The sequence below is a fragment of the Cohnella lupini genome, assembly GCF_003386205.1.
Lineage (GTDB): Bacteria > Bacillota > Bacilli > Paenibacillales > Paenibacillaceae > Cohnella > Cohnella lupini.
In genome coordinates this window covers 608,376-630,523 of record NZ_QRDY01000002.1, presented here as the reverse complement: position 1 = coordinate 630,523, position 22,148 = coordinate 608,376, and the positions used below count along the sequence as shown (strand labels likewise).

Annotated in this window: 18 protein-coding genes; 1 reads left to right on the top strand and 17 read right to left on the bottom strand. The window is 47.9% G+C overall.

Annotated features, from left to right (window positions below; all coding sequences use genetic code 11):
- Position 1 precedes the first annotated feature (1 nt).
- The 5 genes from DFP95_RS06835 to DFP95_RS06815 are packed head-to-tail and all read right to left on the bottom strand — an operon-like array spanning position 2 to position 5,447.
- Entirely contained in the window at positions 2–1,294 is a 1,293-nt protein-coding gene (locus tag DFP95_RS06835; RefSeq protein WP_115991813.1) for a hypothetical protein, read from the bottom strand.
- 22 nt (positions 1,295–1,316) lie between these two features.
- On the bottom strand, positions 1,317–2,465 hold the full coding sequence (locus DFP95_RS06830; protein ID WP_115991812.1) for a glycosyltransferase family 4 protein: 1,149 nt from the start codon (positions 2,463–2,465) through the stop codon (positions 1,317–1,319).
- Positions 2,462–3,550, bottom strand: coding sequence for a glycosyltransferase family 4 protein (locus tag DFP95_RS06825; RefSeq protein ID WP_115991811.1), 1,089 nt, complete (start codon positions 3,548–3,550; stop codon positions 2,462–2,464). Before DFP95_RS06825 ends, DFP95_RS06830 begins: the two co-directional genes overlap by 4 nt.
- Before the next feature lie 9 nt (positions 3,551–3,559).
- Positions 3,560–4,519, bottom strand: coding sequence for a glycosyltransferase family 2 protein (locus DFP95_RS06820; RefSeq protein ID WP_115991810.1), 960 nt, complete (start codon positions 4,517–4,519; stop codon positions 3,560–3,562).
- Positions 4,467–5,447: a polysaccharide pyruvyl transferase family protein gene (locus DFP95_RS06815; RefSeq protein WP_115991809.1), complete on the bottom strand. Its 981-nt coding sequence runs from the start codon at positions 5,445–5,447 to the stop codon at positions 4,467–4,469. Before DFP95_RS06815 ends, DFP95_RS06820 begins: the two co-directional genes overlap by 53 nt.
- Before the next feature lie 220 nt (positions 5,448–5,667).
- Between DFP95_RS06815 and DFP95_RS06810 the strand changes: the two genes are divergently transcribed.
- Positions 5,668–6,942: a hypothetical protein gene (locus DFP95_RS06810; RefSeq protein WP_115991808.1), complete on the top strand. Its 1,275-nt coding sequence runs from the start codon at positions 5,668–5,670 to the stop codon at positions 6,940–6,942.
- Between the two features lie 78 nt (positions 6,943–7,020).
- Here the strand turns inward: DFP95_RS06810 and DFP95_RS06805 are convergent, their stop codons facing one another.
- From DFP95_RS06805 to DFP95_RS06750, 12 genes are all read right to left on the bottom strand, one after another.
- Positions 7,021–7,692 carry a CpsD/CapB family tyrosine-protein kinase gene (locus DFP95_RS06805; protein WP_115991807.1) on the bottom strand — a complete coding sequence of 224 codons (672 nt, stop codon included), beginning with the start codon at positions 7,690–7,692 and terminating at the stop codon, positions 7,021–7,023.
- Positions 7,673–8,422, bottom strand: coding sequence for a YveK family protein (locus DFP95_RS06800; RefSeq protein ID WP_115991806.1), 750 nt, complete (start codon positions 8,420–8,422; stop codon positions 7,673–7,675). Before DFP95_RS06800 ends, DFP95_RS06805 begins: the two co-directional genes overlap by 20 nt.
- Before the next feature lie 109 nt (positions 8,423–8,531).
- Positions 8,532–10,103: an S-layer homology domain-containing protein gene (locus DFP95_RS06795; RefSeq protein ID WP_181907296.1), complete on the bottom strand. Its 1,572-nt coding sequence runs from the start codon at positions 10,101–10,103 to the stop codon at positions 8,532–8,534.
- 81 nt (positions 10,104–10,184) lie between these two features.
- The gene (locus tag DFP95_RS06790) at positions 10,185–11,282 is read right to left on the bottom strand and encodes a glycosyl hydrolase family 28-related protein (RefSeq protein WP_181907295.1); all 1,098 of its coding nucleotides are present in this window, start codon (positions 11,280–11,282) and stop codon (positions 10,185–10,187) included.
- A gap of 301 nt (positions 11,283–11,583) precedes the next feature.
- The gene (locus tag DFP95_RS06785) at positions 11,584–12,945 is read right to left on the bottom strand and encodes a glycosyl hydrolase family 28-related protein (RefSeq protein ID WP_115991803.1); all 1,362 of its coding nucleotides are present in this window, start codon (positions 12,943–12,945) and stop codon (positions 11,584–11,586) included.
- A gap of 14 nt (positions 12,946–12,959) precedes the next feature.
- Positions 12,960–14,582 (bottom strand): glycosyl hydrolase family 28-related protein, encoded by a 1,623-nt coding sequence (locus DFP95_RS29100; RefSeq protein WP_220376339.1) that lies wholly within the window; start codon positions 14,580–14,582, stop codon positions 12,960–12,962.
- A gap of 126 nt (positions 14,583–14,708) precedes the next feature.
- Complete coding sequence (locus DFP95_RS06775) at positions 14,709–15,893, bottom strand: glycosyltransferase (protein ID WP_147304142.1); 1,185 nt, start codon at positions 15,891–15,893, stop codon at positions 14,709–14,711.
- Positions 15,894–15,927: 34 nt separating this feature from the next.
- Positions 15,928–17,502, bottom strand: a complete 1,575-nt coding sequence (gene murJ, locus DFP95_RS06770; protein ID WP_115991801.1) for a murein biosynthesis integral membrane protein MurJ — start codon at positions 17,500–17,502, stop codon at positions 15,928–15,930.
- Positions 17,499–18,932 carry a hypothetical protein gene (locus DFP95_RS06765; RefSeq protein ID WP_115991800.1) on the bottom strand — a complete coding sequence of 478 codons (1,434 nt, stop codon included), beginning with the start codon at positions 18,930–18,932 and terminating at the stop codon, positions 17,499–17,501. The genes murJ and DFP95_RS06765 overlap by 4 nt, the downstream gene beginning before the upstream one ends.
- A 25-nt stretch (positions 18,933–18,957) precedes the next feature.
- Positions 18,958–20,118, bottom strand: a complete 1,161-nt coding sequence (locus DFP95_RS06760) for a glycosyltransferase (protein WP_115991799.1) — start codon at positions 20,116–20,118, stop codon at positions 18,958–18,960.
- A gap of 41 nt (positions 20,119–20,159) precedes the next feature.
- Entirely contained in the window at positions 20,160–20,915 is a 756-nt protein-coding gene (locus DFP95_RS06755) for a YveK family protein (RefSeq protein WP_115991798.1), read from the bottom strand.
- Positions 20,916–21,011: 96 nt separating this feature from the next.
- A complete protein-coding gene (locus DFP95_RS06750) occupies positions 21,012–22,142 on the bottom strand; it encodes a polysialyltransferase family glycosyltransferase (RefSeq protein WP_115991797.1) in 1,131 nt (376 codons plus the stop codon).
- Positions 22,143–22,148: the final 6 nt, after the last annotated feature.

The window sequence follows — 22,148 nt, the reverse complement described above, 5'->3', positions numbered from 1 at the left end:
CTCATTCGGTTTTAAGTAATCTATTGAACCCGATTTTCTTGAATAATAGAAACAACGGATGGGGAATCCAATCTAAGAGCAGCTTCTTAACGTTTGTTCTCTTCGAGAACGACGGGATATCCAATCTCTGAAACCAATCGAAAAATTCGCGTGCCTCCGGAGAAATTAGCGATTGATTCTGAATGCTTCGCAAACGGATTTCATTCCAATATTCGATCTTAAGCACGTTATGCGGAAGCCAATGAGGCAATCTCTGCCGAATATCGCCGAAAACTTCGGGGTGAATATCGAATCCCGCGCGCCGCGGGTCGGTTCCTTCCGCAAGTAATGCGACGATCGTTCGATAACATTTCTCGCATCGGCAGCAATTGCCGTACTCTTTATTCATCCAACAGACCCTGATGCACACCTGTCGATCCGAATTTCCGATATATTCGGCTATCGAGGATACCTTCTCTTGTCTGGTGAATTCCTCGCCGTCCAATTGCACTTGCGTTCCCGCCCAACGGATATGGTTATTGATCATCGTATTGGAACCGTCGGGAAAAGATCTTGCCAGCTTCGGCGGCAACGCCGAAGGAACGTATAACCGTCCAATGCCGAGCAGGTGAGCGAGCGGCGCCACCAAACCGACCATTCCGATTCCGTGCTGAACTCCCGGCCACCACCCGTGCGTAAATCGACCGTAAGAATACGAGATTTGCTCTTCGTTCAGGAAGGTATGCAGGTTGGATTTAATAAACAAGCTTTGAATGCCGTTGGATTGCGCAAACTCCTCGTTATACTGCCTGACCCTTTGCCACATCTCTTGCTGATTAAATTTGATGTCGGCTCCCCATACCGTTATGAAAAAAGGATATTCCTCCTTCCTGTTTATGAACGTCCCCATGGAATCTACGCCTCCGCTAAAGAAGGTAGCCGACCTTGAGGACCGGGATGGCGACGAGCCGTTCATAAGGTTACTCACATGAATGTCTCCCGTGAACTTAATCCTGGGATACATCTTAGCGAACGATTGCTTAGCTATCATCAAGCTTTCGTGAAAGCCTGAATCCAATTGCTCGACGTAAACGTCCGCCCCCGTGATCCATGCGACCGGGCACAGGTTTGAAAGTAAAGGAATGACTAGAATATGTTGCGGAACCTGGCTGATGTCCTCGCCGTATTCAACGAAGAAATCTTCTCCGGAGAAAAATTTATTGGCATTGGAGCCGTACTCTACCGAATAACGAATCGTGTTCTTGTTCTCGACGATAACGTTTCGGATGTGAATTTGTTTATTTTCTCGTTTCATGGTTCATTCTCCCTTTTCCAACTCAACGGATTTCAAGAATGGCCGATTCCGAATAGAAGTATCTCTGTTGCTCACGAACGTGCCGGCTGAACTTCTCGCGGAACTCGGAAGCCGAGAACCGCAAAGCATTATGCCGACATTCCAAAGAGGAAATGCGATGATTGTTCTTCTCGAAATCGGAAATGGCTTCAACGAGAGACGAAACGGTCTGCTGGTTAAAAAACACTCCCGTAGGCTTCTCATGATCCAGCCCTCGGATCGTCTCCAAAACTCCCCCTTTGCCGTATGCGATCACGGGAGTACCGCAGGATTGCGCCTCTACCGGCGCTATTCCGAAATCCTCTTCCGCGGCAAACACGAACGCTTTGGCTTCTTGCATGTATTTTCTTAGCTGCTCCGAAGGCTGGTAGCCCAATAAAGTGACGTTCGCTTTCGCTTTCGCTTTGATTTTCTCGAAGTCGGGTCCATCCCCGATCACGAGCAATCTTTTATCCGGAAAAGCGGAGAAGGCTTCGACGATTAAGTCCATTTTCTTATAGGGGACCATTCTTGAAGCCGTTAAATAATAATCCTTTTTGTTTTCCTCCAATAGAAAGCGTTCGACATCCACCGGCGGATAGATTACCGTCGATTGCCGGCGGTATACCTTCCATATGCGATTGGCGATGTATTGAGAATTCGCGATCAGCGAGTTAACTCCGTTGGCCGTGCGACTGTCCCAAAGCCTCATGCGATGAAGCATCCACTTGGCAACGCTGCCCTTGAAGCCGCGAGTAAGGCCCGACTCCCTCAAGTATTGGTGCTGCAAATCCCATGCGTATCTAATAGGGGTATGCACGTAAGATATGTGCAGTTGATCCGGTCCCGTAATGACTCCCTTCGCTACCGCGTAAGAGCTTGAAATAATGAGATCGTATTCCGAAAGATCGAATTGCTCGATGGCGTACGGCATTAGAGCCAAGTAATGACGAAACTTATTTCTGGCAAAAGGAAGCTTCTGAATAAAGGATGTATTCACGGACTTGTTCCGTATAAACTCCCGCTCCTTGGCTGGGAGAAAATCGACTATGCTGTATATATCAGCATCAGGGTATAAGTGCAACAGCTGCTCCAAAACCTTCTCGGCGCCTGCATAGACGACTAACCAATCGTGAACGATCGCAATTCTCACGTATGCACAACCTCCTTTACCGCCTCCCAGGTTTCCTTAGCGCATTTGTTCCAGCTGAATTGAGCCGCGCGCCGCAATCCCTTGAGCCTAAGACTTTGGCGCAACTCCGAACTGGCCATGACCTGATCGATTTTCTCGGCGATATCCCTAGGATCGATTGGGTCGCAATATAGCGTAGCTTCCCCGCAGACTTCGGGCAGCGAAGCCGACCGGGAAACGATAACCGGCGCTCCGCAAGTCATCGCCTCCAAGGGCGGAAGACCGAATCCTTCGTAAGTGGAGGGAAAAATAAAACATGCGGCTCCGTCATACAAAGCTTTGAGTTGCGGGTCCGTAACGTAACCGACCCACTTCAGCTTATCGGAATGGGGAACATTAGCCGTTCCGAATACCTTGCCGTTAGTGCCGCCCGCGATCACGATTTGGTAATCGACCTCGTTCAGCATTTCGATCGCGCGTACGATATTAGGAAAGTTCTTGGTCGGGTTCATGCTGCTTACCGCCAAAACGTACCCTTTCGAAACCAATTCATGGAGACTCAACATCTCCCGATCCGAGTCGAGCTTCTGCATATGCTCCATCCCTAAGCTCACGACCCTTATCTTGTCTTCCTTGATCCTGCAATTGGCAATCAGACGGGATTTGGAAAATTGAGATACGGTCAGGACGCGTTGCGCTCTCTTTCCCAGGCTTTTCTGAATGAACCTGTACAGGCTTCGGAATAAAAAGGAATAAGCTTCGGGATGATCGAAGACTGCCGTATCGTGCATGGTAGCGATTTGTTTTCTTTTCCATATCGGTCCCGTATTGCACAAATTGATCAACAAGCCTTTTCGCGCATAATAAGGCAGGATAAGCTGTTCCCACGCGTGACCTCCGAACGACCCCACTCTTCTCACCTTAATGTGCTTAAGGTCTAATTCGTGAATTGCGCCCGGAGGCGATAATAGAGTGATGGAATAAAAGCGCCTATCATCCGGTTCTTCTTCCAATAGCTGATCCCACTGCTTGATCAGCTCGATCGCGTATCGCTGTACGCCAGTAACCGTCTGAGTCAGAAACCGCGCATTAACGTAAATATTCATCGCGTGTCCCTACGTCTTTCCCTGTTCTCGCCTATGTTCGAGGACATTCCCATCGGTAAACCTCCTACTTTGACTCTGGAGCAGGAAACGAATTCCCCTCCAATAACCGAATGCTTTGCCACGGTGCTTCTTTCTTAAGAGAGACCTGACCAGAAATCCGAATGCCGTCCATAACAGGCAGGCATGCCTCCAACTTTGGTCCCCTATCTCTTGCAGTAGATAATAATGGTTTACGATGTCCATATAGGCGACTTGCTCTACTTTGTCCCGGGACAGCGGCGATTGATGATGGATAACCGTTAGACCCGGATCTATCCACACAGGTCCATGACGTCTCGCGCAATGGGTCAAATAGTGATCTTCGCCAACGCTATAGCCGATCAGCCAAACCGCGGGCTGCAGATCTCTCAATGCTTGCTTCCTAAAAGACATATTACATCCCGCTAAATACTGCGTCTGGAACGGCTCGTTCATGTCGACCCAAGTCGTCATGGAGCCTCCGTACCCGCTCATAGACAATTTGCCGGGTTTTCCGGAACCGTAAAGAAATATCCTGCAAAACAGCCTCCATATGAAGCTTGTTCCCAGAAGAATATCTCTGCCTCCGATCCCTGCGGCATCCGGAAATTTAGCATATATATCGGACAGCCTGCAGAGATATCCGGTTGCCATCTCCACGTCGTCGTCGATAAACAGGATGATGTCGTGCTTTGCCTCGCTTAACGTTTCGATTCGCGAATTCAGCAACCCCGGAGAACGCTTTTTGTAATACCGAAACTTCACCGAGGGCGATTCTAGCATATCGGAGAATTCTTCCAATAACTTGCGCGGTATATCTCCGTCGTCCACGATCAGCACCTCAAGCGGGAAGTCGGGCTTTTGCGCGGCAACCGTGCGTAAGCAACGAGCTAAGTCGTCATGACGATTGCGGGTACATATCGCCAGAGTGATTCCCTCCCGACTTGCCATTGAATGATTCCTCCTCCAATCGATGAGTCCAAAGCCGCGAATAGCTTTTATTTTTCCCGTAGCTGTTATCAAGCAACAGGTTCGGTTTATCCATGAGGCAAGAAAGAATATGCCCGTGTAATCTGGAGGTCAGTATTCGATCGTATTGGTCGAAGAGAGCCATCGCTCTTGCGATATACTTGTCCGCCAGAAAGTACCATACCGGCCTCAACGGAATTTTATTCTTTAGCCGCCGATCAAGAGAGTAACTCGCTAGAATAAGCTTTAAGAGCCAACGATCCCACTTTGAGAATAATTGCGGCCAGTCCGCCTTATGATCGAATGATACGGAGCTCTCTTTCTGGCCGGATTCCTTGTCCGTTCTGAGCAAAGCCAGATTACGATGATTATTGGGAGGATTGGAGGGGAGCGGATATAATTGGTGGGCCATGTCGGGAGCCAAATAAACGTGGTTAATCTTGCTCTCGGCCTTCAAATACGAGGTTTCGTCTCGGACGAACAAGTGTAAATCCGGATGCTCGCTTAATTTCTTGAATGCACGTTGCTCCTCTAGGGGATCGTCGAAATGAATCGTCTGCGGCAAAATAACAACTCGGTTGCGTCGATAAGCTTTAACCGCTTTCTCCCTAAGCTGCTGATGGTGAGGATATAGGTCTCCGAAGTTTCCTCCTCCATGGCAAACAACGATCCAATCTTCTGGAATTATCGAGTCAGCCCGAAAGTTAACGTAGGAATACCGTTTCCGGACCGTAATCCCGTAATCTCTAAAAAAAGCTTCCGTCCCCTTCATGATTAGAAGATCTCCGATATTGCCATGAACGGGGTAATCCAAATAAACCACTTTCGAGCCCGGCGCTATGACTTCACTGACGATAGATAGTTTATTTTTTATTTCCTCCATCGAATGCAACTGTCCCTCTTCCTTCATTCGAAACCTCCTAACCTATCGAACGATACAATTTGTATCCTTATTACGCTCTAATTTACGATACAATATGTAACTTGTCAAGCAATACAAACATTTGTTTTACCCAAATGAAATAGTAAATCTCTCTTTCTTCATCTATCTTGACAATCAAGTGTTACGAATTGTATCATAAACTCAAATTCATTCGGCTTGATATTAATAACGGAACGGTGATGATCTCATGCAGTCGTTGCTCAATAAATACTTCAATATTTGGGCTCTGTTTCTACCGATTACTTCCTTCGTACTAAGCCCGTCGGTGCCCGGTACAACGCCAGGTCTAGTCATGGGGATCGCTTCTATCGGTTACCTGTTCTTTTTATTCTTATTGCCGAAATACCGATTTGCCTATGAAAGGATGGAGAACGGGGGATTCTTTCGGGACTTAGCGAATTTCTGCTTGATATTCATCGGTTTAGTCGCGGCCGCTCAATTAAGCTTATCCTTTGCAATAGATAACGGTGCCCATTTATCTTTGGAAAAATTGAATTTGGTATCTACGGAAAACGTTTCTTCCCTAATTCTCAGATCCTCTTTATATACCCAATCTTTTTATTTGGTCGCGGCGGTCGTTTTGGCCGTTTTCGTTAAAAACTTTTATGTCCCCTCCTGGAATCGATACATTCTTTGGGGCGCGATCCTGCTCTCGGCGTACGGGTTATACGAGTTCGTTTACTATTTAACTTTCCATGCGAACGGAGATTTCTTGTCCAATAGAATTTTTAATGCCGGGGACGAAGAGGATGCGCATGCCGGAAGCTTATTTCAAAGGATGACCCTTTTCGGGATTGAATTCATGCGATTAAAAAGTTTGACCGGAGAACCTAGCATGTATGCCTTTACCATGTTGCCTTTATGGATTTACTCCATTCACTTGCGAAAACCGAAAATTCAGATCTTCCTATTGCTCAGCTTGATTTTAACTTTCTCCACTACGGCGTTCGTCGGAATACTGCTCTATTTCGTCTTGCGAATTCTGTTCTTCAGGTTAAAGGATAGATATATGCAAGTCACGATCTCCGTTTTCGTTATCGCAACTCCTTTTCTATTCGGATACCTTGCGACTCTGTACAATTCCGTAATCGGCAAAAAAGACCAAACCTATTCGGGAATGGAACGGCAATCCCTAATGGATACCCATATGGAGTTCTTTAATCAGCTACCCCTGTTCAACAAGCTATTCGGAATCGGATTCGGGTACGTTCGATCGGCGGATCTCTTGTCCACGTTTCTATGCAATGTCGGAATAATAGGCACTTCATTATTCACGCTTCTATTCTTAGTGCCCCTGTTGAGGTTGAAGAACGACTATGAGAATATCGGTATCAAATGTATTCTTATCGTTATCTATACAACCGCTATGATTTCCGTCTCGGAGTTTGCCTATTTAACGGTTTGGCTGTTCGTGGGGCTTGCATACGCTAAGGCAAGAAAGACGAAGCCCTTTGCAAGCTAGGAACGAACGGTTAAGAGGCTATCCCGGTTAAACTGGGATAGCCTTTTATAATGATGCGAATTGAAGAAGGAGAGCCTTCTAATACGAGCTATAATATTGAGAATTCCTTGAGTTCGAGTTATTCATCACCGCGCCAATGAACCTGGCACCTACGAGCGAAAGCTTTTCCTTTGCTTTAATCAAGGACTCCCTGCTCGCTTCGCCGGCTTTCACGACCAACAGCACCCCATCGCAGCGGGCGGCGATGATTTGCGCATCGGCAACCGACAAGATCGGGGAAGTATCCAAGATGATAACTTCAAAGCTTTCTTTCAACTCCCCAAGTAGAGCCGTCATACGATGCGATGCCAATGCTTCCGGCGGATTCGGTAGAATCTGGCCCCCGGGTATAAGACCGATATTATACGCGCTTAAGTTGATAATGGCGTCCTTCGGCTCGCAACGGTCGCTCAGCAACGCCGACAATCCTAGAGAGTTCGGCACGTTGAATATTTTATGTTGAGATGGATGACGCAGGTTCGCATCGATTAGGAGCACCTTTTTGTTCGAGAGGGCGTAGCTTATCGATAGATTCGCGGCGGTAATGCTTTTCCCCTCCCCTTTGATCGAGGAGGCTATCATAATCGTCTTAATGTCCGAATGCTGGCTTGAGAATTCGATATTCGTTTTTAATGCTTTATAGGCCTCGGCAGCTCCTTTACTGCGCTTTTCTTCGCCGACCAAATAACTTTTAGGCGTTGATCGTAGCATTCGTGCTCCCCCTAACGGAATTCTCCTGATCCACGTGATTCTGATTCCTCGGAGCGTTCGCTCCTTTTATTCTCGGAATATAAGCCAAAGTAGGCAGATCGAGAATTTGCCTGATATCGCCTTCGGATTTGGCCGTATCGTCCAGATAATGAAGTAAAAAGATAAGACCTATTCCTATGAAAAAGGAAACGACAACGCTAAGAACGAGATTGATCGACGTATTCGGGGCAGTAGGATTTGGCCTAGCGCTCTCGTCGGCTTCATTAAGAATGTTCACGTTGTCTACGTTCATTAACAATGGGATTTCGCGTTGGAAGACTTGAGTGACCGCGTTCGCCACTTGGGCGGCTCTATGATAAGAAGTATCCTCGGCGATCACGGACATGACCTGGGTTCCGTTAACCGTGGAGACGCTCACTCTATCGATTAGATCCGCTACCGATAGGTTCAAATCCGGATATTGCTTCGTTACGGTATTCATGATGCGCGGAGTCTTGATGATTTCCTTATAAGTCTTGATAAGATTGATGTTATAATCGATGGCTCGCGGATCCTGAACGACGGCCTCCGGATATTCTTTCTGATTAACAATGATCTTCGTAGAAGCCACGTACTGTTTGTCCACAAAAAACTCGGAGTATATTCCGGATAACGCCGTTCCGAAAATAACGATTAACATAAGTACCCACAACCGTTGCCGGATTATGGACCAATAGTGCTTCAATTCCAATTTTTATTCCCCCTAATAAAAAAGATAATCAACGAATTCATGATACTAATTGTAACATTAACACTAACTTTAAGTTACATTTAGTATCATGTCAATAGTTGATTTTTGATTACATAGGGTTTGATTCGATAAAACTCTTCATCGTTCGATAGCCGGCTTTCTTCGTTATACCGTCGTCTTTTATCAATCCGTAATTCCCGTCTCCGCCATATTTCTTGTCATCGTACAAACTATATTGAACGACGCTTTGGATTCCGTATTCTTTGGCTAACGCTACGTATTGTCCAAGCATTCTATCCCCGATAAGATATTGAGCCACTTGTTCGTCGTTGCCGACTTGCGGACGAACCCCGTATTCCGTAAGCCATATAGGTTTACCGAACCGTTGCTTAAGTTCCAGAAGTACGTTGTAACATCCGCTGCCTCCGCACGCATTCGTAATGTCCTTCATATCCGAATACCAATGATACGAGGTAATATCCCACCTCACTGTTTTATCTCCTATCGTTCCATCGGGTTGGCTCCCGTTCCAGAGCATATCGATGAAAGCGAAATGCAGCCAACTGGTCGACGTGATAATGATCTTGCTGGTACTATCTTCCGATTTGATCCCTTCGATCATCCCTCTTATCGATCCCCTGGCTTTAAGGAACTTCGCATTATCGTAGTCTTTCGGCTTGACTCCGTCTTGGCCGGTTATAATGACGCTGTTCTCCATCTCGTTTCCGACCTCGTAATACTTCACTTTGCCCGCCAATGCCTTGGCAACGGCTTGACCTAGCTCGAATCCCTTTTGGTATGCGTCGTTCTCATCGCTCCGCGCTTGGGCGTTCGGCGTCAGTACGGGGAAAATTTGAACGCCGGAACCCGCGAAGAAATCGGCCATTACCGCAAGCTGGGAAGCGGTTGTCCCATCCCATACGTCATTTCGGTATACCGTAATGCCTAAGTCCTTCAATTGGGAAAGTTGGGTCTCGAAGCTGGAAAGCCGGTAAGCTCCGCCCTGGCTAAGGTGACCGTTCGTTCCGTAGAACAGCTTTTCCGATTCCAAGTATTTCAGTACGGATTCGTTGTAAATCCTGTTCTGCATTCGGACTTTCAACTCTTTGGTAGGTAAATAATCAAAGAGAAGTTTCAGAAACAGGACCGCTTCGGATCTGGTTAAGTTCTTGGCAGCCTCATACCCTTTGATCGTTTTCCCGGTTCTTCCGTTAGAGAGTCCCCTATCGAATAGAAACGCGATCGATCCATCCGTATCGTAGTTATAACCGAAGGTGCCTGCCACGATCTCCGCGACTTTCCCGCGGGTAATTGGCAGGCTGCGTTGCGCCGGCTGCGTTAAACCTTCAAGAGGCATATTGAAAAATAAACCCGTTGCGTAGTAAGGCTCCGTCCAATTCGAGATATTGAGGGTGTAGTTAGAAACCCTCTCCATCGAGTTCGTATATAGCCGAAGCAGCATGGCAAGGAATTCTGCTTCGGTAACTTCATTGTTGGGTCTAAACGTTCCGTCATTGTAACCCTTGACTAGCTGCTGGTTAACGGCCCAAACGATAGTCGATTCTGCTTGGTGCCCCCCGATATCTTTAAATAAACCCGTCGCATTGATCGATGAGACGGGCAACAGGAGTGTCAAAATCAATGTTAGCTTGATGATCAATTTTCGGCTTAATCGGAGCATGGATTTAGATCCCTCCAGATTATTGTGTGTTGTTACTATCATACATTTAGTTACATTTTGTATCAACGGACAAACACCTTATTATTCCGGATATGCATACATATTTCGAATTCTTGCTTCGTACTCAGTCCGCGAATAAGTAATCGGAATATTCGCGCTGATATCCCGAATGAACGCATCGGATTGCCGCGACGCAACGACCACGGCTTCTCCGCCGTTATCGGTCAATCCTACCTGAATACGTTGCAAATAGAGGTTAGCCTCCGGGCCGTCGGAGTGGAACAACTGTAATTTCGCCGCGTTGTCCGAGCTCCCCTGGAAGGACAAATTATCGACGCTAAGAGAACCGTTGGCGATATAGAATAAATTCGCGGTTCCGCCTTCGTCGAATACGTGATGCTCCGCATGTACATGCTTGACTACGTATTTGGGTCCCCCGATTCCGTAAAATATCGTATCGTGCCAACCTTCGATATCCAGATGCTCAATCTCGGCTTCCACGGCGGCAAATACGAATGCTTCCCCTTGGGATGCGATTCCTTCATCTCCCGTATTGATTACGCGAAGGTTCTGGTAGACGTGCATCGGCATCCCGATCGGCGTCGGCGGGTTAAAATAGACGATATGCTTGCTTATCGAATAGAACGAGCTATCCGCCACCTTGATATTCCATACCGTCTGCGTGCCGACCTCCTGATTGATTCCGATGCCTACCGCCGCCCCCCGAATGGACAGCCGCTCGAAGTTCAAGTGATAGAATCCGTTCGCGTTGCTTTCCGCGGAATGAAATCCGATACCGTAGGAGTCGACGTCTTCGGGGAACTGTTGGTTGGCGTAGGATATTCCAATGTCGTGCATATAGATGGTATGGGTATCGGGATGCGCAAATTGAAACACCGGTGTATTATCGGTATATTGCTTAACGGTGCTCTGTAGCGAGGTTGCACCTCGGATTTCCTTGCCTTGCATGTAAGGTATGATAAGAGGAGAAGTAATCTTGTATGTGCTCGGGGGGAAATATAGAACGGCCATTCCTTCGTTAGCCAGATCGTTTAGCGCCTTTTGGATAGCCTTCGTATCATCCGTTACATTATCGCCGACTGCTCCGTAATCCATGACGCTGATTTGACCGATATCTTCTTCGGATACTTTTATGGCCTCTCTTATTGGCTTGTCCACTATTCGGCTAGGTATGCTTTCGCTTATCGTTTCTCGAGCGTTGAAATGAAACCATTCATAAGCGACAAAAAATCCGATCGCGAACGATAAGCAGGCGATAACCGCACTTCCTCTATATCCTTTAACGAGTCTCTCCTCCTTACTTTCCGTTTGCGACATTAGAATACGTATATTGATATAAGTCTTTTCACAATGATACATTATGTATCAAAAATTATCTACATTCTTTCTCTACCGGCAAGGACGCCGCTATATCGATAGGATATGGCGGCTCCGCCTGTAAAAGGAACTTTTCATTGCGTTAAGGTAATAAGCTGTAAGAGATAGGCTGCCAATCCGTAGCGGAAGTTGCCGTGAAAGTTACGGTGGCTTTAGTGCCGGCCGGAAGCACGACATCGTTGTTGCTCGATAGCGCATCGTTGACGGTCAGGGTAAAATTTGCCCTGCTTGCCTTAATGATCGTGAATTCCAAGCCTGCGTATACGCCCGCGCTCGGCAAGGTAATCGTTCGGTTTGCCGCCAGCGTTTTGAATCTTTGATTTTTCGCATCCGCCGCCGTTAAAGTTACGTTCGTATCCGATCGGTCCGTCAAGTTCGGACGCTGCAACTGATCTACGTCCAATCGGGGTCCGCTTCCCGCTGCATACCTAGTCACCGGAGAGTTTGCTCTTAAATTGCAAGCCATCAGGTAATCATCCGCTCTAGTAGCCGTCACGGTTCCTCCCGCTCTCAGCTGAGCGTCCGTCATCAACCCGCTTACCGTCAATTTCCCGTTCGTGCCCGCATTGACCAGATAGGTCGTTCCGCCTCCGTTAATGGGAATATTCGTCAGTGTGCAACCGATGAGCTGAACGCTCGCGTTAGGGAAAGTCCATAAGGACATCGTGCTGCCCTTCGTATCTAACGTGACCAGCTCCGACCTGCAATTTAAGAGCGTGACGTTGTAGCAGCTCGTGATTTCCATTTGAGGAGTACCGGCGAAGCTGCCTTTATTGAATTCTACCGAATCCAGCAGAACGGTATCGCAATAGCCGATGAAGATGGCCCTTTCCTTCATTCCATCGCAATGGACATAACAGTCCTCCATCTTGATAATCGGCTGACCGACCGCCGGATCGGGAATCAGCTTCACCGCTCCGCCCGACATTTCCCCGAAGGTGCATTTCCGGATCGAGACGCCCCAAGCGGCCAACTGAATTTTAGGATTCAGAAGTATTCCGTAATAGGCATTCCTGAACGTACAGTTATAGATCTCGAAGTTAAAGAATCCGTCGGAAGTTCCCGACAACAGGTCGAAGTAGATCGGAGCCGACCTCGTATTCGCCGGGGGCTGCGCCGTATTGTAGTCCAAGGTCATGTCCGATATTGTCCATGAATGAGTCAAAGACGTTCCGAAAATAAAAATCGGCTTGTTATTCGTATATTGCCTGATGATCGTTCCGCCTTTGGAGTCGCCTTGAATGCGGAAACCCGTCATAAACGGAATTACGATTTGATCCGTAATCTTGTATATTCCCGCGGGAATATACAATTGCCCGTTCTGGATATTGCCGTCGCTCTTCAGCTTGGCGATCGCCGCGATAAATGCTTTCGTACAATCCACCGAACCGCCGGGCTTCGCACCGAAATCCGTTACGTCGATTACCGTTCTGTTTATCGCCATTACCGATTCCTCCCTCAGTCGATTTGTTTCCAATCATAGGTGTTGTCCGCGAGCTTTTTACAGATATAGGTCATATCGGCCACGTTAGTCGCTCCGAGCAACAATACGAGTTGTCCTCGGTTGGCAGAGCTTGCCGTCGGCAAAGAGGTCACAGATTGCGCTATCGTCGTAGAGCCGCCGCTTCCTCCGTCGATATTCCATTTTGCCTTTTCCGCGTCCGTTACGAAACGGCGAGAGGGATCTTCCACGATCATCGTAGCCGGATGAGTAGCGGGATGAACGTAATTGTTGGCTTTCGCTTCGATTCCGTCCAGCTTCGTTTTATCGGCGGAGGACATCAGCCCGGATTTCCCAGTCGTATCCGCGTTCGCTATAACGTCGGTTCCGCCGGTAATATGAGTCGACGCATGCGGACTAACGCCGTCTCCGCCGTCTCCTGTGCCATCCAAGTCGATTTTACTCCAGGCATACGAGTTATTCGTTTCCAGCGTGCATACGAATAGCTGGTCGCCGTTCTGCTTCGATTGAACATAGAACATCCTGCCCCGGTATTCCCCGCTTGCCGCGGGAAGGGAATAACCATCCTGAATGACGGGCGGCAATCCATCCAGAGAATAAACATTCCATACGTCATTCAAGTAACCGGCATACGCTTCAACGGGATCGACGTCGCTTCCCTTCTGCAAGCCCGCGGCCACGATTTTTTTGAAGGTCCCCAGAATAGACATGCTTCCCTGGACGGCGCCGGCGCCGGTATCGACCCGTATATTCCTTGCGTTGAGGGTACTGTTAGCATTCCCTTGAAGCAGCTTATGCTGGCTGCTCTTCCAAGCGACGATATTCGCGTCTATCGCGCTAACGTCATAAGCTCCGTCTTGAAGAATGAACAGGGAACAGAAGTCCTTGGTTATGGAGTGACCGTCTACATTCACGTAGCGAATGACGCAGTTGTAACCCCTATCGTTGATCAGAATCTCGTTCTTCCATCCGCCGATATCGAGCGCGTCGATCAAGAATTCGCATTGCAGGTCGAACGCGTACGAAGGATTGGCATTAGCGTCTTGAATAATCTTAACGTTCGCGAACGTATTCATCGGCCTGTCAATAGGTTGTCCCGAGCGAATTCTGAAGCATGTCGTTCCGATCTTTGAAAGGATAATGTCTTCCCATTTGAAACCCCATATCGGAACTATGCCGGTCGTATTCACGTTAAAACCATAAGTCGCGAACGTAATCCTTATTTTCGTGTATATATGATTGTTAAACCCGCTCTCGCCGTTCGCCGCGCCCGAGTATTCGATCGCGCTGCTATTCGGGTTCGTCTCTTTCACTTGCTGGGTTTTGTACTGCAAGTGAAGGTTCGAGAGGGTAACGGCATTCGTATCCTGGGCGATAAATTTAACAATGGGTTTGTTATTGGCATCCATGATGACGGCGACGCCTTCCCAATTCTCTCCATCGATCGCTAATCCGGGATAGTAGTCTATAAGAAGCGAGTCCGTAATACGATATTTCCCTTCGGGAAAAAACACGTTTCCTCCGGGGCCGGCAGCGTCGATTGCTCTCTGTATCGCTCTCGTATCGTCGGTTATTCCGTCTCCGACGGCTCGATAAGGGCTGCCTTTGATATTGATCATAATGTTCACCAGCCTTTTATTGGGGTTACTCCTTCATATGCGCCGTTAACGGCTAATGCGTGTACGATTTACCAATTTATACATAAAAAAAGCCCCTCTTTCCATTAGAGGGGTACAAATAGGGCATTAGCCGATTGATAAGATTTCCCGATATTGCTTAAGCAATCGCTCTCCGAACAAACCCGGACGCAGCTCTTTGATGCTTTCTCTTCCGCGTTCCCCTATACGCTCGGCTTCTGCCGCGTTAATCATTAAATAGCTCAAGGCGTCCGCCAGCTCTTCGACGCTCCTTGGCTCCACCAGCATTCCGTTGCTTCGATGGGATACGAGATCTCCGATCCCTTCTCCTTTGCAGCCGATCACGGGAATGCCGTAGGACATCGCTTCCGCGTAAACGACTCCGAAAGCTTCGTCCCAGCTAGGCAAACAGAAGATAGACGCGTCGGACAACTGCTCCATAGCCTCCAAGTGGCTTAGAATTCCTTCGAATTTGACCCTGCTTTGAAGGCCGAGTCGTGCCGCAAGCCTCGTCAGCTTGTCCCATTCATATCCGTTCCCGATAACCACGAGCTCGTATTCCTCGTCGCATAAAGCTACCTTATGGAATGCCCGAATCAAATATTCGATGCCTTTTCTTTCGATAAGAGATGCGATTGTCACGATTTTCTTGCTTTTCCCCGTTTTCCGGCCGTGGTCGTTATCCGTCCAGAAAGTGTTGTAAAGCAAGTCGATCCGTTGCTCGGGAACTTGCGACAATATATGGTTCTTTACTCTACTGCTAACTCCGAATACCTTTTTCGCGTGGCCGAGGATATGCCTGGACAAGGCTTTAAGCATTCCTTTATCCGCGATGCTGTTGTATTTATCCACGTCGTGAAGCGTAATGACGTACGGAATGCCGTACTTTTGGCTGAGCAAATACGCGGTCGCGCCGTCGGGAAACAAATTGTGCGCGTGAATGACTTGGAACTCCCGAATTTCCAGGGCCTTCTCCAAATTCGAGATAACCATCCTCGACTGCCATCCCGTCACCTGGAAAAGCAATCTGTCCAGCATCGAGCCCGGCACCGCCCGGAGAAATTTCGGATGATAGACGGTTACCCCGTCCAGCGTTTCCCGCTTGGGAATTTGCGAATATTTCTTGATCTTCGCGGATATCCGTCCGGCGACTTTAGGAATAAACGGCACGGTGCTCACGACTTCCACTTCCGCGCCAAGAGCGGTTAACGCCAATGCTTGCTGATGCGCCCATATTCCCAAATAGGGAGTGTTGCCCTTCGGATAAGCCCAGGAAAGAAACAATATTTTCACCCTTACAAAACCTTCCTTCTCCGCCCGGAATCTACTAGCTCTTGCCGACAACGGCTGCTCCGCTCTTTCGAAGCTTAAACCTCGATGCCAACTTCTCGTATACGTAATCGATTTCTTGGATCTTGAACAGCTTGATGAGAGCGAGATACAGAGCCAAGCTCAAACAGATCGATAAGATGACCAGAACGAAGTCCATCATCTGGTGGTTCTCCATTGAACGCGAGCATACGTAATAGAAACCGTAACCCGCGCCGGCTCCGACCGAAGAGGATATTCCGATTTTAGCGAAATACAGCGAGGATACGCCGGAGCGTATGCCGGAATCCAGCTTGCGGTAATGGTAGAGCAGGAACAGGAACGAGCTTAGAGAAGCTACCGTACTGGCCGTGGCGATTCCCGTATATCTCATTCCCGGAACCAGAACAAGGCAACTGACTATAAACACGGCAAGATAGAGAGTAGACGTAAGAATCGGAATTCTCATGTTCTCTTTGCTGAAGAAAATTTTATTAAAGAAATCGCGCATCGGTATGATGACGATTCCCGCCGACAAGATCATGAAAGCCGTGGCCGTCATATGCGTTGCTCTTGCGTCAAAAGCCCCTCTTTCTAGTAAAATCCTTATGATATTCTGGGAGAATAAGATGCAGATCAACATGATCGGCGTTAAAATAAGCGCCAAACTCTTGATGCAATTCATAACGATCGCATTAAAGTCTTTCATCTTCTGTTCCGCCAGCATCTGGGTGGCCGCGGGATAGCTCGCGCTGACCAGAGCAGTGCCGAACAACGTAACCGGAAGCATGATGAATCGGCTGGCGTAATTCAAGGACGAAGCGCTTCCCGGATCCAAATAAGCCGAGAAATATCGGGTAGCGAACATCACGCATTGCGTGATGACGACCAAGCCGACGATCGGCAAGGACATCGCCAACAGCTTGCGCATGTCTTCGTCCTTCCATCTCATGTACGGCCTATATTTGACGCCGAGCTTACGCATGACGGGCCATTGCACTGCGACTTGAAGAATGGTCCCGATGACGAATCCCCATGCCATGGAATCGATACCTAACCATCTGTGGAATATCACCATGAACAGAATGATGACAACGTTGTTCATAACGGTCAGAAACGCGGGCGTCGCGAAATGATTCATGCTGTTCAGCACGGATGTTTGGACGTAGGAGACGCTGAAGAATAGTACGCCCGGCAGCAGAATCCATAACAGATGCTCGATTTGCCCGTGAGCGATTTCGTTGATGGCGAAAAATCCGGACAAGACGTGGCTGAACGCGTAACAGACCGCCATTATCGCAAGTACCGCGACAATGAGCCAATTCACCATATTACTGAGCATTAACGACGCTTCTTCCGCGCTGTGATTCACTTTCTTCTTAATGAACAAGGGAATGAAACCCGCCATCAGAATGCCGTCGATGAAGGAAAGCAGGATTGAAGGAACCGTATTCGCGAACAAGTACGAATCCATCTGCATATCGGCCCCGTAATAGGCCGCTGAAATCACTTCCCTGGACAGTCCAAGCACGCTGCTCAATAAATTGCCTACCAATAAAATAAATGCTCCCGAGAAGATGACTTTAGAATTCATATGTTGCTCCTAACCGCGGTCTGGTAGTTAAAACCCATTTCCGTCTTCTCTAGCCTCGATCCGGTGGCGTATTCTGCTATGGGATCCCGCTCGTCGTGACGAACCATTGCGAATGAAATGATGAAGATGGCATAGAAATTACCGATGATATCGATCGTGGAATATGCTTGGAACAATAAGCCGACGCTGCCTAAGAAAGCATAATCGTAGACGAAGCGATAGGGCGTCTTCTTCAACAATCTCACGTTCCGGTTGACGAGATAGATGATGTAGCCCAGCAGAAGGATGCCCATGACTCCGAAAGCCGACAGGAACGTAAATACGAAAGCCCCGGATCCCGGCCACCCTCCCTCTCCGTAATAAAGCTCCGTGGATTCAACGGATTGGAAGCCCCAGTTGGGAAAGTATTTAATATAATAAAAGCCCTGTATTCCGTTCCCGACCCCGAGCAGCGGGTAATCTTTCAACGACTGCATATTCGTATAGATGGAAGTCGTCCGATGCAACGTGGACAAATTTTCGGTATCGACCGCCTTAAGAAACGTTCTTTCGAAAAAGTCGGAGCCTTTAATGGCATTGAAATTGATCGTCGCGATAAGAAGCGTAGACAAGATAAGCAAGATTCGAAGGTTCCATATCGGTATACGCTTGCGAAACGGAAGCAAGTAGAGGAAGCAGGCGATGCAGATAATAACGCCGAGAAACCCGCTGCTACTGTTGTTAAAGATGATGATTGGAATATATGCCGCGATAAGTCCGATTCCTAATCCCCTGCCGATTTTCTTGTGTTTCGTTAGCGATAACAGCAACGGGAGGATGAAGCAGGCAATCTGCGCTCCCGCCGTGGAAGCTTCCGGTGTCAGCAAATTCAATTTGGGCACCCTTAGAACGTATACTTCGTCCATTACCGTAAACCGCGTTACCATCTCGGCGATGGCGGTCGTCAACCCGTTGCCCGTAAGGATCGTGATGATTTGCGAATAACCGACGATCCCTACCGTAACGAAGGAGAAGATGATAACCCGAACGACCTTCTTGAGCTCGAGCTGAGAAAAAATATAATCGTTGTATACGAGCGCCAATATCATCTGAACGTAATACATGATCTGGGGCGAGGCGGCGATGATCGTATTCCTTCCGAACAGCGTGCCCAGCTCTTTGAACTGAATAATCGCCATGATCAGAGTCGATAGGTTGAGCAGCAAGATGATGAATGCCACTTTCTTAACGACCGCGGAAGGCCGGTAATCCCGCTTTCTGCTAAAGATCAGCACCGCCATCAACGCAATCCCCAGCAGATGCGGAATGAAGGAAACGGAGGAGGATAGGGAGTGCAAGGAATCCTTCATAATGCCGCTATTGAAAGGCAATAGGAATAAATAAGCGTACATGATCGCGACCTCTAACCTGTTGGATGGCTTCTTTTCCATTACGACTCCCCCTCTCCCTATCCGCCTAACCTCCGCTGAAAAATTGCGCGTATCGCTTCACGAACCGATCGATATTGATCAGAGGGGCATAAGCGTTAGCGTTCTCCGTCGCCGGGCGCGGTTCTACGCTTCTTCCTTTTCTGACCGAATTTACTTTTTCGATCGTAATCGCAAGCTTGTCCGTTAAGTCCTGCTCGTTCTCGGATTCGAACGTCTCGCCCAGCTCGTAGGTGCGAATCGTATGCCCGATCTCTCCATGACCCGGACCCAGAATATACTTATTGCGAGCGGCACCCTCCGTCAGCGGACCGCTTTGACCGGAGAAGAGCTTGCGGTAAGGCAAGACGACAGCGTCGCATAAGTCGAAGTAGTACTCCATCGCATCGTCGGGAATAAACCTGAGATCCGCGAACAATTTATCCCGAATTCCGTATTTCCCCGATAATCGCCTAATGTCCTCTTCCTTGAAATCTCCTTCCGAACCGGCAACGATTAAGGTGAATTCCCGATCCCTTAGAGATGACATAGCTCCGAGAAGGAAGTCGATTCCCTTGTCGTGCCGCAATCCGCCGAAGCAGAGAAGATAAGGGCGAACGTATCCGGCCAACCGCGCTTCGATATGCTTAAGACCGACTTCGTCCCTTCGTACGGATGCGGGAAAGTTGGGAAAATGAATGTTAACGATCTTGTTTTCATCCCCGGTGCCCAGAAGCTCGATAAACTTCCGTTGCGTATAATCGCCATGAACGACCATCTTGTTGACCAAGGATGACTTAAGCAGCAAAAGGAGAAACCTCCGCTTCCACTTGCGCGTAGGCGACCAATGCAGCGTACCCGTCAATTGAATGCCCAACAGTAACGGCGCTAGGAAAATCAACGATACGATATTGCTGTCCAGATGGAATAAATGAACTCTCTTAAATCCCCGAATTCTTGCGAACATCAGCATACGCAGCAATAGAATCGTTCGGCGGCCTACGCTCAAATACCGATTCGGCTTTCGTTTAATTTTGATATTAAGAACTTCGATTTTATTTTCTTGGAGCCCTTCGATAATTTTCTCGTCATCGGTCGCCGTATAGTAACAAGCTCTATCGTACTGATTCTTAATTTGGTTCATAACCGTAGAATTATAGACGTAATGATGACCGTCATTGGAAAGATCATATAAGAGAATGTTTTTCATGGGTAATATACAACCTTCTCTCCCTGCTCCAAGTTTTCTATTTATGGATTGATTCCGATCTGAAACGCGTCGCTAACCGATTTTTTCTTAGAGTTCCTCGTATCGCCGATCAAGTCGTTTTTCTTAATCCGGGAAATAATCGCCAAGGTGGGGACGCCGATTTCCAAAATATCCTTTTCCGTCTTGATCGTATCGTCGAGGTACTCCCAAATGAATATGATGACGATGGATAAAATCAAGGCGAGCACGAAAGCGATGATTACTTTGAATAACACGCCAGTCGAGACTTTCACCGGCGGATCCGTAATATCCGCTTTGCTCAGAATCGTAACATTGTTGACGTTCATGATATTAGGAGTCTCCCTTTGGAAGACTTCCGCGATTCCGTTAACCAGTTGCACAGCCGTGGCGAAGGAGCTATCCTTTACCGTTATGGACATGACTTGGGATCGGGAAGTGGAGCCGATGCTTACTTTAGAGCTTAACTCGTTAACCGCGGTCACCAGGTTGGGGTACTCCGCCGCCACCTTCTCCAAGATGGTTCGGGATGTAATGATCTCTTTATAAGTTTCGATTAACAAGAGGTTGGAAGTGATCTGATTAAAGTCAGGCCCCACCGTCCCCTCTTGGCGATCGGAAGTATTCACGATTAACTTGGAGCTTGCTTCGTAGACCGGAACGTCCGTTAAATAGCTATAAACCCCGGTCCCGCTGCAAAGCAACAAGACCATTCCGACGATTACCCACGCCCGCTTCCACAAGACCTGGAAGTATTCCTTCATTTCGGATTCCATCATAAGCCTCCCAGCAATTCTAGTTTCGAAACACTTTGTATCACCTTTACGTCCAATTTATGATACGATATGTAACATTGTCAAGCTATTTTTTCCGTTTTATAACGTTTGAAACCGAATTTGATGCTTTTCGGCCAAGTCTACGAACCGCGTCGCGATTAGCTTGACGTCTTCCTGCATGCTCATGCTGTCGATGATAAACACGGACATGCACTCGTCCGCCCTGCACAGGTCGTATAGATTCAAAATCGCCGTGCTCCCGAAAGAGACCAGATTGATTTTGCGGATTTTATTTTTCTGGATTATCAAGTAAAGGAGCTCGATCGGCAATTTCTGCGGAAGAATCGAGATTTGATCGTCGACTATATCGATGGGCTGAACTTCGCCCGGATGCTGCTTGAAGAAGATCGGATTGTTGTCGTTGCCGGTCGCCGCGTTGATTTTGTCGATGATGGTGCGGAAATAAGCGTTCCTATCCTCGACATCGTCGACGAATTGATCGGTGAGCACGACCGAAAGCTCCTCGTAACCCCGTACAAGCGCGTCCACGTCGTGTAGCTCGGGATAGATTTCGTAGCATTCCTTCTCGATTTCGGGCGACTGCATAAAATGTTGAAATGTGACGGGGAGTCCTCGAGTTTTACGGTATATCGGATTATTTCTATTTGAAGTGATCAATTCGGGCCGTTGCAGCCAAATGGAATCGATCCATCTCAGACTGCCGAAATAACCTCCCGGCAATCCGAACCAAGGGGCCATTTTTTTCAACATTCTCATATACCATTTCTTATGCGTGCTATTGTTGATGTAATTACCCGAGCCTTCCTCGTACAAAGTCGTTTTTTTTCCTTCGCTGCTGAACTTCCGGATAACCGCATACTCCAATGCCACGAAATCGTGGGCGACGAAAGCCTCCGAATAATCCGATATGTCTTTGAACGCAGCCGGAATAAACCTTCTCCAAGAATGATAGAAGAAATATTTCTTCAACGGATTCAACTGCAGCTTCATCTGATCGAGCATTCCGTCGTCGATGAATAGAACCCGGTTCCAAACACCGGTGCTTCTTACGCGTTCGCTGAATTCTTCCGCTTTGTAGAAATGATTCAGGATCACGAGATCGCACTTGTCGAACCGGCATCCCTGCTTGATCAATCTGGCTATCAAATATTGATAAGGCTTCGTGCAGACGAATAATTTCTTGCTGTTCGCTTCAGCCCCGATCTCCACCTTAAG

What these genes read in the sequence shown, in the direction of transcription:
- DFP95_RS06835 (WP_115991813.1), bottom strand. Translation starts at nt 1,294, where the DNA reads ATGAAACGAGAAAATAAACAAATTCACATCCGAAACGTTATCGTCGAG.
- DFP95_RS06825 (WP_115991811.1), bottom strand. Translation starts at nt 3,550, where the DNA reads ATGAATATTTACGTTAATGCGCGGTTTCTGACTCAGACGGTTACTGGC.
- DFP95_RS06820 (WP_115991810.1), bottom strand. Translation starts at nt 4,519, where the DNA reads ATGGCAAGTCGGGAGGGAATCACTCTGGCGATATGTACCCGCAATCGT.
- DFP95_RS06815 (WP_115991809.1), bottom strand. Translation starts at nt 5,447, where the DNA reads ATGAAGGAAGAGGGACAGTTGCATTCGATGGAGGAAATAAAAAATAAA.
- DFP95_RS06810 (WP_115991808.1), top strand. Translation starts at nt 5,668, where the DNA reads ATGCAGTCGTTGCTCAATAAATACTTCAATATTTGGGCTCTGTTTCTA.
- DFP95_RS06805 (WP_115991807.1), bottom strand. Translation starts at nt 7,692, where the DNA reads ATGCTACGATCAACGCCTAAAAGTTATTTGGTCGGCGAAGAAAAGCGC.
- DFP95_RS06795 (WP_181907296.1), bottom strand. Translation starts at nt 10,103, where the DNA reads ATGCTCCGATTAAGCCGAAAATTGATCATCAAGCTAACATTGATTTTG.
- DFP95_RS06785 (WP_115991803.1), bottom strand. Translation starts at nt 12,945, where the DNA reads ATGGCGATAAACAGAACGGTAATCGACGTAACGGATTTCGGTGCGAAG.
- DFP95_RS29100 (WP_220376339.1), bottom strand. Translation starts at nt 14,582, where the DNA reads ATGATCAATATCAAAGGCAGCCCTTATCGAGCCGTCGGAGACGGAATA.
- murJ (WP_115991801.1), bottom strand. Translation starts at nt 17,502, where the DNA reads ATGAATTCTAAAGTCATCTTCTCGGGAGCATTTATTTTATTGGTAGGC.
- DFP95_RS06765 (WP_115991800.1), bottom strand. Translation starts at nt 18,932, where the DNA reads ATGGAAAAGAAGCCATCCAACAGGTTAGAGGTCGCGATCATGTACGCT.
- DFP95_RS06760 (WP_115991799.1), bottom strand. Translation starts at nt 20,118, where the DNA reads ATGAAAAACATTCTCTTATATGATCTTTCCAATGACGGTCATCATTAC.
- DFP95_RS06755 (WP_115991798.1), bottom strand. Translation starts at nt 20,915, where the DNA reads ATGATGGAATCCGAAATGAAGGAATACTTCCAGGTCTTGTGGAAGCGG.